Below are 13,728 nucleotides of genomic sequence, written 5' to 3'. Positions count from 1 at the left end.
ATTGTTAATGCGCTATGGAAAACAATCGGATTGCTCGTGCCCTTTCCGGAACGGTGGGCGTGCTTTTGATGATTTTTACGTTGTTGGCTTGCGGAGATGGTCGGGAGATAGTGGTACGGGGAGATTTACGGGGAGCTGGCACATTCCTGGAAGGGAAGACAATATATTTGGGCAATGCCGAAACCCGCAATTTCGAGGATACCGCGGTTGTGAAAGGCGGCAAGTTTGAGTTCAAGGTCAAAACCGGCAGGGATTTCGTCCCGTTTAGGGCAGCAATTGTTTTTGAAACCGGGAATCCCGAGTGGCCGCATCAATTGGTTGGCTATAAAAATCCCTATTTCAAGAAAACGAGTGAGGTTAACTTCTATGCCGAAAGAGGTGTGATGGAGCTACAACTCGACACGATTCGGGTATTTACTCCAAAAAATAAGGAAGTGGTTTTTAACATGGATAAGGTCAACCGACAAACCAGCGTGTTATTTCACCATTACAATTTCAAGAGCGACTTAAAGAATGCTGCCGATAACCACGCTTATAACCGCTCCCTGGTTAAAAAGAACTCCTACTCGCTTGAATTGCTGCGTACTTTGAATTTCAGTAAATCAGCGATTGACGCCGGTGAAGCGAAACTCTTACTATCTCTTTTTGACCCTGAACTGCATTCAAACCCGGGTTATATTGCCTTAAAAGCCTATCTGGATTACGACAATAAAACAGGAAGCGATTTCCCGACGGAAGTTGCATTAAAAACCGCCGATGATAAATCTGTGAAAGAATTGCTGGTAGATTCCTCCAAGCATAACCTGATTGTTTTCTGGGCGAGCTGGTGCGGACCTTGCAGAATGGAAATCCCGCAGATCAAAAAGCTTCATAAAAACCAAGGGGAGAAACTGAATGTGGTTAGCATTTCGGTGGATAAGGATCAGAATGCCTGGAAAAAAGCAATGCAAAAAGAGCAAATGCCCTGGAAACAATTTCTGCTGCCTCTCGGTGAAACTTATGCGAAGCTGGACAAGAAATATAATTTGCAAACCATTCCGATTTGGGTACTTCTTGATGGAAATGGTAAAGTGATCGACCAACACGTCGGCTACAATACCGGAGAGAATGCGCTGGATTTAAAAGTGGCGGCGCTTTTGAAGTGAGAGTAGTAGGTAGGAAGGGAAAAAAATAGTTTCCCCTTCCTACCTTTCCTTCATAAATTAAAGCCTTACCTCGCTCCCCGTCTCCGCTGAACGTAACCCGGCTTCCAGCACCTGGATAATCTTCAAACCATCCGCGAAGTCCGGCTTGATTTCAGTATCGTTGTCAATGGCATCCAGGAAATCTACTACCGCGTGCACGAATGCGTGCTCATAGCCGATAATGTGCCCGGCGGGCCACCAGTGGCCGGCATACGGGTGAATAGATTCGGTAGCGAGGATGGTGCGGAAGCCGTGCTCGCCTTTTGCGTCGTCGTTGGAATAGTATTGCAACTCGTTCATGCGTTCGAGATCGAAAACGAGGCTGCCTTTGCTACCGTAAATTTCGAATGTGAGGCGGTTTTTGCGACCGGTTGCGAAACGCGTCGCTTCGAATGAGCCTATGGCGCCATTTTGGAACCTGACCATCATCAATGCGGCGTCTTCGACGGTTACTTCGCCCATTTCGTCGCCTTTGGATGCGCCTGTGAGGCTTCCGGTGGCGGTTTCGTCTGCGATAGGGCGTTCTTTGATGAAATTTGCGGTCAGAGAGGAAACGGAAACAATGTCGCCCACGAGGAAATGCGCGAGATCGACGGCGTGAGAATTGAGATCCCATTGCGGACCGGCTTTGGCGGTTTCCTTTTTAAGCTGCCAGGTAAGCGGGAACGACGGGTCGACGATCCAGTCTTGCTGGTAAGCGCAACGCCAGTGGAAAATGCGGCCGATCTTACCTTCTTCGATCATCTTTTTGGCAAGCGCTACGGCCGGTGTTCTGCGGTAATTGTGGTTGAGATAATGCTTCACGCCGGTTTCCTGGCAAACTTTCAGCATTTCAGCGGCCTGTTCGCTGTCCATCGAAAGCGGTTTTTCGCAGAAAATATGCTTGCCTGCCTTTGCCGCAGCCAGTGCGACTTCATAATGCAGGTTTTGGGGTAATGCGATGTCGATAATGTCGATATCGGGCCTTTCAACAAGCTTTTGCCAGTCGGTTTCTGTCTCTTCCCAACCCCAGTTTTCGGCGAATTCGGATAAAGACTCCTGGTGGCGTCCGCAAGCCACTTTCAGGACGGGCGTCGAGAGGGTGTCGAAAAATAGCGGCGCTTTTTTCCAGGCATTGCTATGCGCCCGGCCCATAAACTTGTAACCTACTATACCGATATTGATCTGCTTTTTCATCAGCGAATTTGTGTGGTTAAGGATTGTATCTGTCAAAATTATCAAATCTTGATGATTGGATTTAATTCGTAAATTCCAACTACGGATATTTACTCAAACTACACACTATTTCATGAAACAACTTGCCCAGAACCTCCGGACGGGAGAAACGTTGCTATTGGATGTCCCCGTTCCGCTTGCCCGGGAGGGCTGCTTGCTCATCAAAAGCCGCAAGAGCCTCGTTTCCGCAGGCACCGAACGAATGCTGATCGCATTCAGCAAAGCCGGCTTTTTGTTCAAAGCCAGACAACAACCTGACAAACTCCGCCTGGTAATCGACAAAATCAGAACCGATGGCTTTTGGAAAACGACCCGCTCGGTGCTCCGCAGGCTGGATCAACTCCTGCCGTTGGGGTATTGCAATATGGGCGAAGTAGTAGCAATTGGAGAAAGTGTAGAAGGTTTCACAATCGGCGATCGGGTGATCAGTAATGGGCCACATGCCGAAATGGTTTGCGTGCCGGTCAACCTGGTGGCCAGGGTTCCCGACAATGTGCCCGACGAAGAGGCGGTATTCACGGTTCTGGGCACGGTAGGTCTGCACGGTGTACGCTTGCTGGCGCCCGCATTAGGCGAGCGTGTGGCGGTGGTGGGATTGGGATTAATAGGTTTGATGGTCGTCGACATCCTGCGCGCGCTAGGGTGCGAGGTAATAGGCGTCGAACCTGACGAAAGCCGGCGACAGATCGCCAACGAAAAAGGGATCGTTGCCGTTAATCTGGCAAATTCTACCGAAGCATTAATAAGAGAGCAAATCGGTGAAATGGATGGCGTGATTATCACCGCTTCTTCCAAATCTCGTCATGTCATTTCAATGTCCTCCGCTATTTGCAGGAAAAGGGGCAAAATAGTGCTCATAGGCGATGTTCCTCTGCATCTGAACCGCACTGATTTTTACTCTAAAGAATTGACATTCCAGGTCTCGTGCTCGTACGGGCCCGGACGCTACGATCACACGTACGAGGGGCGAGGCATCGATTATCCTTTGCCATACGTCCGTTGGACGGAAAACCGCAATTTCCACGAAATTCTGCGGTTGCTGGGCAACGGCTCGCTCCGCGTAAAACCGTTGATTTCGAACATTGTTCCGCTTGAAAACTATTCCGGTATTTATGAGAAAAATAATCGTTCGCTCGGAATAGTGATCGATTACAGCGGTCGATGTGAAGTTGGCGAAACGGTCATTCGAAATCCGGGCGATGCGTTCGAGGTACAAAAGGTAGTCGCGGCGGTGATTGGTGCGGGAAATTTTGCTTGCATGACATTACTGCCTTGCCTTCGTGGCAAATGCATCAAATACATCGCCAGCTCAGGCGGTTTAAAAGCGGCTGAGCTAGCGGCAAAGTATGGAATTCCATTGGTCGCTACCGATTACCGGGAAATTCTGGCGGACAATGAAGTCAATCTGGTCATTATCGCGACACAGCACGATCATCACGTTTCCATCACGGCAGACGCGATTCGCGCGGGGAAGCATGTTTTTGTGGAAAAGCCGCTTAGCATTGATGACTGGGGGATTACACAGGTCAAATCAGCACTCCAAAATGCATTGTTTCCGGTTTCGCTCACAGTAGGTTTTAACCGGAGATATGCGCCGCATATCACGAGGTTGCGGGAACTGCTGGAAGGTAGCCCGATGAATGTCGTGATTAACGTCAATGCAGGCTATGTCTCGCGTAATGCGTGGATACACGACAATGCGCGGGGAGGAGGGAGGCTGGTGGGTGAGGCATGCCATTTCATAGACCTGATCGCCTGGCTGGCACGGAGCAGTATTACCGAAGTTTGTACGAACACGCCGACTTTCAACGGCCAAATGAGTTCCGACAATGCAAGCGTGCTGTTGAAGCTGGCGAATGGCTCCACGGGCGCTGTCCACTATTTTTCAAATGGCCATAGCAGTTATCCAAAGGAGCGGATCGAGATACATTCGCTCGGGCGGACGATGATTCTGGATGATTACAAAATACTGCGCGGCTACGGTTTCGAAGGATTTTCAGAAATGAAAGTAAATGCCGGGAAGGGTCATCGCGAGCAATTCGACAGGCTTTTTGAATGCATTTCAATTGGAAAAGGGCCGTTAATGCCTCCGGAAGACATCTGGAATTCAAGCCTGGCGACATTGGCGGCACGGGATAGTATGTGGACGGGCAGCTGGGTGAAAGTACCATGAAAGCGCTGCGACATTTAACGCTACTTTGGCATATTGGCCGGCAAATGGGCTGGCGCTATGTGCTGTTCAGGGCCAGATATTGGTTACAAGCTAAAACCGGCATTTTGAAATTGCGCTTTCCGAAAAGGGCTACCAGACGTTCGCTGATGACTATTCGGGAATGGCGGAACCATAAGCCGGCATTTCTGTTCGACCCCGAAAAACTGACTGTGGAAAGGAATGCAGGCATTATAGGCTTAAAATGGCGGGTTGACCAAATGAATAAGGGGAGGTTTCGGTATTTCAGCAATCATTGGTTCGAAGTAGCGGATTGGCATACAAATCCACTGACCGGCTTTGTTTACCCGAAATACCAGCATTGGTCTGGAGTTAATGACCTTTCTCCGAAGACGGGCGATATCAAGTATGTATGGGAGAAATCGCGGTTCACGTTTTTGTACGATCTCATTCGTTATGATTTTCATTTTTCCGAAGACCAGTCAGTAAAAGTTTTTGAGTTGATCACGGATTGGATCGACAAAAACCCTGTCAATTGTGGCCCAAACTGGAAATGCAGCCAGGAAATTGCGCTAAGAGTATTGAATTGGACTTTTGCACTGCATTATTACCGCCTCTCACAAACATTGAATCAGTTGTTGTTGGATAGGATTCTTAGCAGCATTTACGATCAAATGTGTCATGTTGCCACCAATATCAGGTTTTCAGAAATCGCGGTTCGGAATAATCATTTGCTTACTGAGGCGTTGGGGCTTTTTACCACCGGATTGCAATTTCCGTGTTTTCCGGAAAGTGAGCGATGGCGAAGCCATGGAAAGCGTTTGTTCGAGCGCGAAATCTGCTCGCAAATTACTCCCGAGGGTACATACCTTCAATTTTCGATGAATTATCACAGGGTAGTTATTCAACTGATGACTTGGGCCATACAACTAGCAGAGTTCAATAACGAATGGTTTTCTGAAACGGTTTATGAGCAAGCCGATGCGTCTTTGAGGTTTCTACGCATTTGTATGGATGAATCGAACGGCAGATTACCTCATTATGGACACAACGATGGAGCGTTGTTCTTCCCGCTTTCCGAGTGCGATTTCCGAGATTTCAGGCCTCAATTGATCGCATTGGAGTCGGTTCTATATCGCCTGAAAGAATCCGATGCAGTTTTGAATGAAGAAAAGGAATGGCTCGGAGCCGGACAGACAATAGATACGGAAGAACAGATGGAAGCTATACTGGACGGAGTTTTTAATTTTCGGGAAGAAGGTTATTATGTTGTTCGTGATGCTGCTACTGTTACTTTTCTACGCTGCGGAAACTATTACAGCCGTCCCTTTCAAGCCGATCATAACCACCTCGATATCTGGATAAATGGCCGCAACATCCTGCGTGACGCCGGTACCTGGCTTTACAACGCCGACGATGAATCGACCCGCTATTTCTCCGGCACGCGCTCGCATAACACCATCATGATCGAAAACTTCGATCAAATGCAAAAACAACACCGGTTTATCTGGACGCATTGGATTACGAATGCGAAGGGAAAATCGGGCACTGCCGATGACGGGTTTTGGATTGAAACCGAATTCGAAGGGTTCCGGCATGTAGGCAAGGGCATTGTTCACAGACGAAGAGTTGTCAAGAAAGCGGATCAATTGCATTGGCTGGTTGAAGATCGGGTTCTGAATGTGCCGAAAGGAATGCGAATCCGCCAGTTATGGCATCCGGATGAAGGGTTTTTGGACGATTTTCGTATTGGAGCTGTCGATGAACAAGGTTTTGAAATTCCAGTAGTGTTAGAAAACGGGTGGTATTCTGAGGTTTACGGAGAAAAGTCTGAATGCGATGTTATGGTGTATGAAAGCGGTGGGAATTTTATACAGACGGTTATCGAAAGTCGAGCGTGACCAATTCTGTTTGTGTCGTACAAGAATGAAAGTCAATCCTGTCGAATAGCAATGCACATTCTCCTCATCCACCAATATTTCCTCGAAGACAATGCAGGCGGAGGCTCGCGCTGGAATGAAATGGCGCGTGTTTGGGTGAAGGAAGGGCATTCGGTGACAGTAATTGCCGGTGACGTGCATTATATGTCAGAAAAAACGGGAGGTAATGCGGGTAAGAGATTTTCGATGTACGAGAATGAGGATGGCGTGCTGGTGATCCGGTGCAGACTATCCGGGAGGGATCACCGTAGTTTCCTGGGGCGGCTTTGGGGCTATATTTCCTTTGCATTGATGGCGGTTTATGCGGGAAAACTTTATGCAAATGCTAAGTATGACTGCATTATCGCGACATCACCACCGCTTCTGGTGGGTATTCCGGGGTTGCTGCTCTCCAAATGGAAACGTATTCCACTGGTGCTGGAAATACGTGACCTTTGGCCGGAGTCCGCGATTGAAACGGGTGTTTTGAAGAACAAGTGGCTGATCAGGCTGTCTTACAGATTTGAAAAATACCTATATCGCCAGGCACAGTTAATCAATGTGCTGACACCGGCCTTTCGTGAACGACTCATTCGTGGCAAAAACGTTGATCCGCGCAAGATTGTGATGATCCCCAATGCTGCCGATTTCCGTTTGAGCGAGCGCGCATTGCGTAACGTACGCGCGGGTGAGTTGCGTGGCAAGCTTGGCCTGGAAGGGAAGTTCGTGATCATTTACGTCGGGGCGCATGGTTTGGCGAACGACTTAATGCAGCTTGTGGAGACCGCAACATTACTTCGTGGCACCGACGCCCATTTTCTGTTGATTGGCGACGGAATGCAGAAGAAGATGTTAATGCAAGAGGCCGATTCCAGACGGCTGACCAACATTTCATTCCTTGGCCCCGTTTCGAAGGAGCAGGTATTCGAATACATTTTAATGGCGGACGCGGGCGTGTCCGTTTTGAAAAAAGTCGCTATTTTCAAAACAGTTTATAGTAACAAAACTTTTGATTACCTATCCTGTAAAAAACCGGTGTTAATGGCGATCGACGGTGTCTCGCGCGACTTGGTGGAACGGGCGGAGGCGGGGATATTTGTTGAGCCTGAAAATTTTACCGACCTGGCAGAAAAGGTCCGGATTTATATGAACGACCGGGTGCTTTTGCGGAAACACGGTGAAAATGGTTACCGTTTTGTCCGCACGCATTTTGGTAGGGACAAGCTGGCAAAAGACTTTTTGGAATACATTGGAAATCAACTGAAAGTGACTGCTAAAAGTACAATTTTTGATGAGAGAAAAGTGAACTGAAAGTGCCGTCAGAAGGTTTTCTGATAAATGATAATCCAATGAAAAACGTAGCACATCTGTTCCCCGAATCGGTCAGAAACGGGGCTTATACATATCCGGAATATATGCATTTAATGGAAACGGTGGTCTCGGAAAACAGGACAACCGGTCCCAAACAGTCGGAGTCGCTGAGCCATTACACCAAACTAAACCTGGCCCGGATGCAGCGGCTTAATAGAACTGCATTAGTCCATGATTCCTTAAAAGAAGCCATCGGCCACGTCGACACCCCGCAAACCTGGTACATCCTTACCGAAGCCTGGTGTGGGGATGCTGCCCAGAACCTACCGATTATCGTAGCGGCTTCGCTTTCGAACCCTTTGATTACAATCAGACTTTTGCTTCGCGATGAAAATCCCGAACTGATGGATGCCTACCTGACCAATGGAGGGCGGTCTATACCGAAACTGATCGCGGTGGATGAGGATTTCAATGAAATTTTCACCTGGGGACCGCGTCCGGCAGGTGCACAGGCGCTATTGAGGGAGTATAAAGCCAACCCGGTTAAGTCTTACAGCGAGTTTTCGGAAGATATTCAGCGGTGGTACATCGCCGATAAAACCGAGTCGCTGCAAAACGAATTGCAGGAGCTTTTAGAAGCAGTGGCTGTGGAAAAGTGAGTTTTTGAACCGTTTACTCTATATTTGTCATAGGGTAACCGCAATACCAACGAACAGGGATTTTGTCAGAATACTTTAAAAATATATCCGACGGCATCAGTACGACCCTCACGGGCATGCGGCTGACGTTACGGCACCTTTTGAATGCGCGGAAGAGCCGTAAACCTGCGGATATTCGCTCATCCGGTTTTTATGATCAGCAGGACGGTATCGTGACGATCCAATATCCGCTGGAAACCATTCCCATTCCGGACAATGGCAGGTATCGGCTGCATAATGAGATGGACGATTGCATTGTTTGCGACAAATGCGCGAAGGTCTGTCCAGTCGATTGTATCGACATCGAGCCGATCAAGGCTGTGGAAGACGTAGGACGAGCCTCGGATGGCTCGCCGATCCGCTTGTATGCAGCCAAATTCGATATCGACATGGCCAAATGCTGCTATTGCGGCCTTTGTACGACGGTCTGTCCGACGGAATGTCTCACGATGACGAAGACTTTCGATTACAGCGAGCTCGACGTGCGGGATATGGTTTACAACTATTCCAACCTCACCGCCGAACAAGCCGACGAAAAGCGCATGCTGCTGGATCAGTTCCAGAAAGAAAAAGAAGCATTAAAAGCTGCAAAGGCGGCCCCGGCTACCGCTGCGGCCGCTCCTGCTCCAAGTACCGGCGCACCGGCTAGACCTGTGTTCAAACCGACAATTAAGCCAAAACCTGCCGAGGAACCGGCGGCAAAAGAAGAGTCAGCAGAAACTACCGAATCGGTAAAACCTGCTCCTAAGCCGGCATTTAAACCGGTGATGAAGCCGAAAAAAGTGGAGGAAGAACCGACCACAGCCGATTCCGAGGCAGTTGAAAAGCCCGTCGCGGCAAAACCGGTTTTCCGTCCGACATTAAAGCCAAAGGTGGTTTCGGAAGAAAATGTAGAGAAACCTGTTGCCGAAACGCCCGCTGAGCCTGTTGACAAACCTGTTGCTAAGGCTCCGTTCCGCCCTTCAATGAAGCCAAAGGTGGTTTCGGACGAAAATGTAGAGAAACCTGTTGCCGAAACGCCCGCTGAGCCTGCTGATAAACCTGTTGCTAAGGCTCCGTTCCGTCCTACAATGAAGCCGAAGGTGGTTTCGGAAGAAAATGTTGAGAAGCCTGTTGCCGAAACCCCAGTTCCAGAGACGCCGATAGAGCTAGTTGAAAAGCCTGTTGTCGATGCTACCGAATCCGTCGAAAAGCCTGCTGCGAAACCAGCTTTCCGTCCTACGATGAAGCCGAAAATTGCAACGGAGGAGCAACCGGCGGCGCCTGTATCGGCTTCCCAGGCAGAAACGCCAGTGGATGTTAAACCATCCGAATCGGAGGTGGAAAAACCGGCCAAACCAGCATTTCGTCCGACGATGAAACCAAAACCCAAGGAATAGGCTCAATGGAAGCAATTATATTTTACATGTTTTCTGCATTGACGCTCGGGGCAGGCCTTTGTATACTTTTTTCAAAAAACCTGATTTACGGCGCATTCGCATTGTTTGTTGCATTCCTTGGCGTAGCAGCGTTGTACGTGCTCGCGGGAGCAGATTTCCTGGCGGTGTCGCAGATCATGATCTATGTTGGCGGCATCCTAGTGTTGCTGATTTTCGGAATCATGCTGACGCAGCAGAAAGAGAAAAGCGACGATTCTACACGCCATAACCGCGTCGAAGTGCCGATTACCCGCAAAATCTGGGGCTTCGTGGCTGGCGCCGGACTTTTTGGGCTGTTGGTCAAAGTGATTCTGTCTTCGGATTTCAGAATGGCGGGAGAGGAAATGAGTACCAAATCGACTATCAAAACGATTGGCGTGGAGCTGATGACGAGCCATTTGTTACCTTTTGAAATAGCCGCTATCCTTTTGCTGGTTGCACTCATCGGGGCGGCCTACCTCGCATTAAACCGAAATCCGACCGCATGACAGTGATTCCCGTACAATATTATCTCGTCGTTGCAGCCGCATTGTTTTGCATTGGACTGGCTATTTCCATTACCAAACGGCATTTTATCGGTATGCTCCTCGGAATTGAGCTCATGCTGAATGCGGTCAATATCAATCTGGTAGCATTCGGGCGGCACGATCCCGAGCGTTTGAGCGGGCAGCTTTTCGCGCTGTTTGTGATCGTCGTTGCGGCAGCCGAAGTGACTGTGGCCCTGGCGATCATTCTGCGTGTCTACGGCCGTTTCAAAACTGTCGATCCTGACAAGGTAAATGAATTGAAGCAATAGCTTAAAAATTCCCGCATGAACTGGATTTTCCTGATCTTCGCTTTCCTCATTGGTATCAGCAACGCGGTGCAATCGGGCGTGAATACGCAGCTCCGGGAGTCGATCAATAACCCGATTCTTGCGGCGATGACCTCTTTTTTTGTGGGATTGCTGGTTCTCTCCATTGCATTTGCCTGTTTCAATCAAAACCCTGTCCCCTCGCTCGCCGACATCAAACAGGTTTCCTGGACGCGTTTCATGGGCGGGGTGCTTGGTGCTTTCTATGTGGTCACCGTTATTATTATCGTTCGCAATATCGGCCCATCCAATATGATGTGCCTCATCATCGCAGGCCAGATGGTAACCGTCATGACCATTGATCATTTTGGTTTACAGGGATTTGCGGTGCATCAACTGAATTTACCGCGCATTTTGGGAGCCATTCTGCTTGTTGGAGGCGTATATCTTATCCTTAAAAATTAAGGTATAAAAAAACAGCAACCCGTTTCTGGATTGCTGTTCTGAAAAATCGGAATACCTCAGGGAATTTTGTTGAAAATAAACAGGTCCACGAAGCTCCATTTGTCGTTTTCTTTCTTCCCGCGTTGGATAACGAGCTGAGTAGGAGAGCGTCTCTCATAAATGATCCGCACCGACGCGTCGTCTTTTTCAAACAATGCCTGGTTCTTTTTGGCCTCGATAAACTTGTAGCGATCGGCCACCTCTTTTTCTTCCAGCGAAATCATCCCGGGTTTGAAATGTTTCACCATTGCCACCGGGCCATTATCGGTCTGTTCAAATGCAAAGATCTCGTAAAGAGCAGGTTTGTCGTCTTTGATCATCCGGATGAACCCGACGATGTTATTGCCTTTGGGTGCAGTCCAGGAAGCTTCGATCGGCCCACCGTTATAAGTCCCGAGCCAGCGACCGTCGAGGAACGCAATGTCGTTCAGGGTACCTTGCGCCTGAGCGAAAGTAGCCGTCAATACCAGGAAGAATGCGAGGCAAGCCTTCTTAATTGTGTTGAATTGGGTCATTGAGATTTAGGTTGAGAATTGAGGTGGCAAATTAACAGAAATGTGGCATAAAAAAATAGCCGGCTCGTTTCCAAGCCGGCTATCATCAGTTAATTTCTACTATCAATAAGCTCTTTCCAATTTACCCTCGTAGGAATTGGTAAAGGCTTTGTTTACCACTTTATTTCCACCCTGCGTCGGATAGTTTCCTGTGAAATACCAGTCGCCGAGGTGATCGGGGCAGGCTTTATGCAGGTTTTCGACGGTTTGGAATACCACTGCGAGTTCCGCATTGAGACCTTTCGGACGGATGATTTCAGCGATTTTTTGCGAAATCTCTTCGTCGGTGAAAGGATCATACAATGCTTTTACATAGTTGGTATGGTATGGATTCTTTGTCGCCAAAGCAGTAACGCTTTGTGTATAAGCATCTTCCAGCTTGTATTCCATATCACGTTCTTCCAGCAATTTCAATACCGCGCGGTAAGCGACGAAGTCCTTCATTCTCGACATGTCGATACCGTAGCAATCCGGGAAGCGGATTTGTGGCGCGGACGACGCTACCACGATCTTCTTCGGTTTGAGGCGGTCGAGCATAGTGAGAATGCTCTTTTCAAGCGTGGTACCACGAACGATCGAGTCGTCGATGATTACGACAGTATCGACATTCTTGCGGACCACCTCGAAAGTGGTATCGTACACACTCGAAACCATATCGTCGCGCAGGGCGTCGGCGGTGATGAATGTGCGGGATTTTACATCCTTTGTCACCAGTTTCTCAATCCTCGGGCGGAACGAAAGCACTTTTTCAAGGTCGGCTTCGAAAAGGATGCCTTCCATGATAGCCTGCTTGCGTTTTTTCGCCAGATATTCTTCCAGACCTTCGATCATTCCCAGGAACGCCGTTTCGGCCGTGTTCGGGATGTACGAGAATATCGTGTTTTCGAGGTCGTAGTTAACTTCTTTAAGAATCTGCGGGATCAGCAGCTTACCGAGCTGTTTCCGCTCATTATAGATGCCCGGATCGGTACCACGGGAGAAATAAATGCGCTCGAAACTGCATGAGCGTTTTTCCAAACGAGGCAGGATCGGGAACTCGTTATATTCGCCATTTTTGTCGACGATCAACGCAGAACCCGGCGTAATTTCCGTGATCTGATTGTAGTCCACATTGAATGCAGCCTTGATAGCCTGCTTTTCAGATGCTACCACAACTACCTCATCATCAGCATAATAGAATGCCGGACGGATACCTGCCGGGTCGCGGATCACGAACGACGCACCATAACCTGTAAGACCGCACATCGCATAACCACCGTCGAAGTCGCGGCAGGAGCGGTACAGCAATCGGGGCAGGTCGATATTGTCTTCGATGACGTCGGACAATGTCGGGTTTTCGTAAATTCCTTTGAAGCGCTCGAACACCCGCTGGTTTTCTTCATCCAGGAAATGTCCAATTTTTTCCATTACCGTTACGGTGTCGACTTTCTCTTTCGGGTGCTGGCCGAGTGAAACCAGTTTGCCAAAAAGCTCATCCACATTGGTCATGTTGAAGTTCCCCGCCATTACCAGATTGCGGCTCCGCCAGTTACTTTGGCGCAGCATCGGGTGGCAGTTTTCCACTTCATTGGTGCCATGCGTGCCATAACGAAGATGTCCCAACCATACTTCTCCCGTAAATGCCAGGTTCTCCTGCAACCATTTCGCGTCGTTGACGTGATCGCGGTTGTTTTTGAGACCTTTCCGGAATTTTTTATGGATTTTGGAAAAAATATCCGTAAGTGGCTGAGGTTCTACGGATCTGTATCGGCTGATGTATCGTTTCCCGGGCGGGACATCGATCTTGATATTGGCTACCCCGGCTCCATCCTGGCCCCGGTTGACCTGTTTTTCCATCATGACCGAAAGCTTATGAACTGCGTACAGCGGCGTTTCGTACTTGTCGATGTAGTATTGATAAGGCTTTCTAAGACGGATAAGTGCTATGCCGCACTCATGCTTAATGGCGTCGCTCATAAGAAG

Annotated in this window: 12 protein-coding genes; 9 read left to right on the top strand and 3 right to left on the bottom strand. The window is 48.8% G+C overall.

Features of this window, described 5'->3' with window-relative positions; all coding sequences use genetic code 11:
- The first annotated feature begins 14 nt into the window (after positions 1-14).
- Positions 15-1,145, top strand: a complete 1,131-nt coding sequence (locus BMW93_RS11770; protein WP_090375652.1) for a TlpA disulfide reductase family protein — start codon at positions 15-17, stop codon at positions 1,143-1,145.
- A 57-nt stretch (positions 1,146-1,202) separates the two neighbouring features.
- On the opposite strand, the gene BMW93_RS11765 is transcribed toward BMW93_RS11770, so the two are convergent.
- Positions 1,203-2,360, bottom strand: coding sequence for a Gfo/Idh/MocA family protein (locus BMW93_RS11765; RefSeq protein WP_090376252.1), 1,158 nt, complete (start codon positions 2,358-2,360; stop codon positions 1,203-1,205).
- Positions 2,361-2,472: 112 nt separating this feature from the next.
- Between BMW93_RS11765 and BMW93_RS11760 the strand changes: the two genes are divergently transcribed.
- From BMW93_RS11760 to BMW93_RS11725, 8 genes are all read left to right on the top strand, one after another.
- Positions 2,473-4,572, top strand: a complete 2,100-nt coding sequence (locus tag BMW93_RS11760) for a bi-domain-containing oxidoreductase (RefSeq protein WP_090375649.1) — start codon at positions 2,473-2,475, stop codon at positions 4,570-4,572.
- Positions 4,569-6,470 (top strand): alginate lyase family protein, encoded by a 1,902-nt coding sequence (locus tag BMW93_RS11755; protein WP_090375644.1) that lies wholly within the window; start codon positions 4,569-4,571, stop codon positions 6,468-6,470. Before BMW93_RS11760 ends, BMW93_RS11755 begins: the two co-directional genes overlap by 4 nt.
- 51 nt (positions 6,471-6,521) lie before the next feature.
- Complete coding sequence (locus tag BMW93_RS11750) at positions 6,522-7,799, top strand: glycosyltransferase family 4 protein (protein WP_090375642.1); 1,278 nt, start codon at positions 6,522-6,524, stop codon at positions 7,797-7,799.
- Positions 7,800-7,837: 38 nt separating this feature from the next.
- Positions 7,838-8,458 (top strand): thioredoxin family protein, encoded by a 621-nt coding sequence (locus BMW93_RS11745; protein WP_090375639.1) that lies wholly within the window; start codon positions 7,838-7,840, stop codon positions 8,456-8,458.
- A 62-nt stretch (positions 8,459-8,520) separates the two neighbouring features.
- Positions 8,521-9,876 carry a 4Fe-4S binding protein gene (locus BMW93_RS11740; RefSeq protein WP_229240378.1) on the top strand — a complete coding sequence of 452 codons (1,356 nt, stop codon included), beginning with the start codon at positions 8,521-8,523 and terminating at the stop codon, positions 9,874-9,876.
- Between the two features lie 5 nt (positions 9,877-9,881).
- The gene (locus BMW93_RS11735) at positions 9,882-10,403 is read left to right on the top strand and encodes an NADH-quinone oxidoreductase subunit J (RefSeq protein WP_090375636.1); all 522 of its coding nucleotides are present in this window, start codon (positions 9,882-9,884) and stop codon (positions 10,401-10,403) included.
- The gene (gene nuoK / locus BMW93_RS11730; protein WP_090375633.1) at positions 10,400-10,711 is read left to right on the top strand and encodes an NADH-quinone oxidoreductase subunit NuoK; all 312 of its coding nucleotides are present in this window, start codon (positions 10,400-10,402) and stop codon (positions 10,709-10,711) included. Before BMW93_RS11735 ends, nuoK begins: the two co-directional genes overlap by 4 nt.
- Before the next feature lie 15 nt (positions 10,712-10,726).
- Positions 10,727-11,173: a DMT family transporter gene (locus BMW93_RS11725; RefSeq protein WP_090375630.1), complete on the top strand. Its 447-nt coding sequence runs from the start codon at positions 10,727-10,729 to the stop codon at positions 11,171-11,173.
- A 56-nt stretch (positions 11,174-11,229) separates the two neighbouring features.
- Here BMW93_RS11725 and BMW93_RS11720 read toward each other — a convergent pair whose 3' ends face one another.
- Together BMW93_RS11720 and BMW93_RS11715 are read right to left on the bottom strand one after the other, a co-directional pair.
- Entirely contained in the window at positions 11,230-11,727 is a 498-nt protein-coding gene (locus BMW93_RS11720) for a DUF6265 family protein (RefSeq protein WP_090375628.1), read from the bottom strand.
- Positions 11,728-11,829: 102 nt separating this feature from the next.
- Positions 11,830-13,722 (bottom strand): amidophosphoribosyltransferase, encoded by a 1,893-nt coding sequence (locus BMW93_RS11715; protein ID WP_090375625.1) that lies wholly within the window; start codon positions 13,720-13,722, stop codon positions 11,830-11,832.
- Positions 13,723-13,728: the final 6 nt, after the last annotated feature.

It is taken from the genome of Dyadobacter sp. SG02 (genome assembly GCF_900109045.1).
Classification (GTDB): Bacteria; Bacteroidota; Bacteroidia; order Cytophagales; family Spirosomataceae; genus Dyadobacter.
The sequence above is the reverse complement of the archived record's forward strand: the minus strand, read 5'-3'. Positions and strand labels throughout refer to the sequence as shown.

Excerpts from the sequence above, each read along its gene's own strand:
- nuoK (WP_090375633.1), top strand. The coding sequence starts at position 10,400 with ATGACAGTGATTCCCGTACAATATTATCTCGTCGTTGCAGCCGCATTG.
- BMW93_RS11725 (WP_090375630.1), top strand. The coding sequence starts at position 10,727 with ATGAACTGGATTTTCCTGATCTTCGCTTTCCTCATTGGTATCAGCAAC.
- BMW93_RS11770 (WP_090375652.1), top strand. The coding sequence starts at position 15 with ATGGAAAACAATCGGATTGCTCGTGCCCTTTCCGGAACGGTGGGCGTG.
- BMW93_RS11750 (WP_090375642.1), top strand. The coding sequence starts at position 6,522 with ATGCACATTCTCCTCATCCACCAATATTTCCTCGAAGACAATGCAGGC.
- BMW93_RS11735 (WP_090375636.1), top strand. The coding sequence starts at position 9,882 with ATGGAAGCAATTATATTTTACATGTTTTCTGCATTGACGCTCGGGGCA.
- BMW93_RS11715 (WP_090375625.1), bottom strand. The coding sequence starts at position 13,722 with ATGAGCGACGCCATTAAGCATGAGTGCGGCATAGCACTTATCCGTCTT.
- BMW93_RS11745 (WP_090375639.1), top strand. The coding sequence starts at position 7,838 with ATGAAAAACGTAGCACATCTGTTCCCCGAATCGGTCAGAAACGGGGCT.
- BMW93_RS11755 (WP_090375644.1), top strand. The coding sequence starts at position 4,569 with ATGAAAGCGCTGCGACATTTAACGCTACTTTGGCATATTGGCCGGCAA.
- BMW93_RS11765 (WP_090376252.1), bottom strand. The coding sequence starts at position 2,360 with ATGAAAAAGCAGATCAATATCGGTATAGTAGGTTACAAGTTTATGGGC.
- BMW93_RS11720 (WP_090375628.1), bottom strand. The coding sequence starts at position 11,727 with ATGACCCAATTCAACACAATTAAGAAGGCTTGCCTCGCATTCTTCCTG.
- BMW93_RS11760 (WP_090375649.1), top strand. The coding sequence starts at position 2,473 with ATGAAACAACTTGCCCAGAACCTCCGGACGGGAGAAACGTTGCTATTG.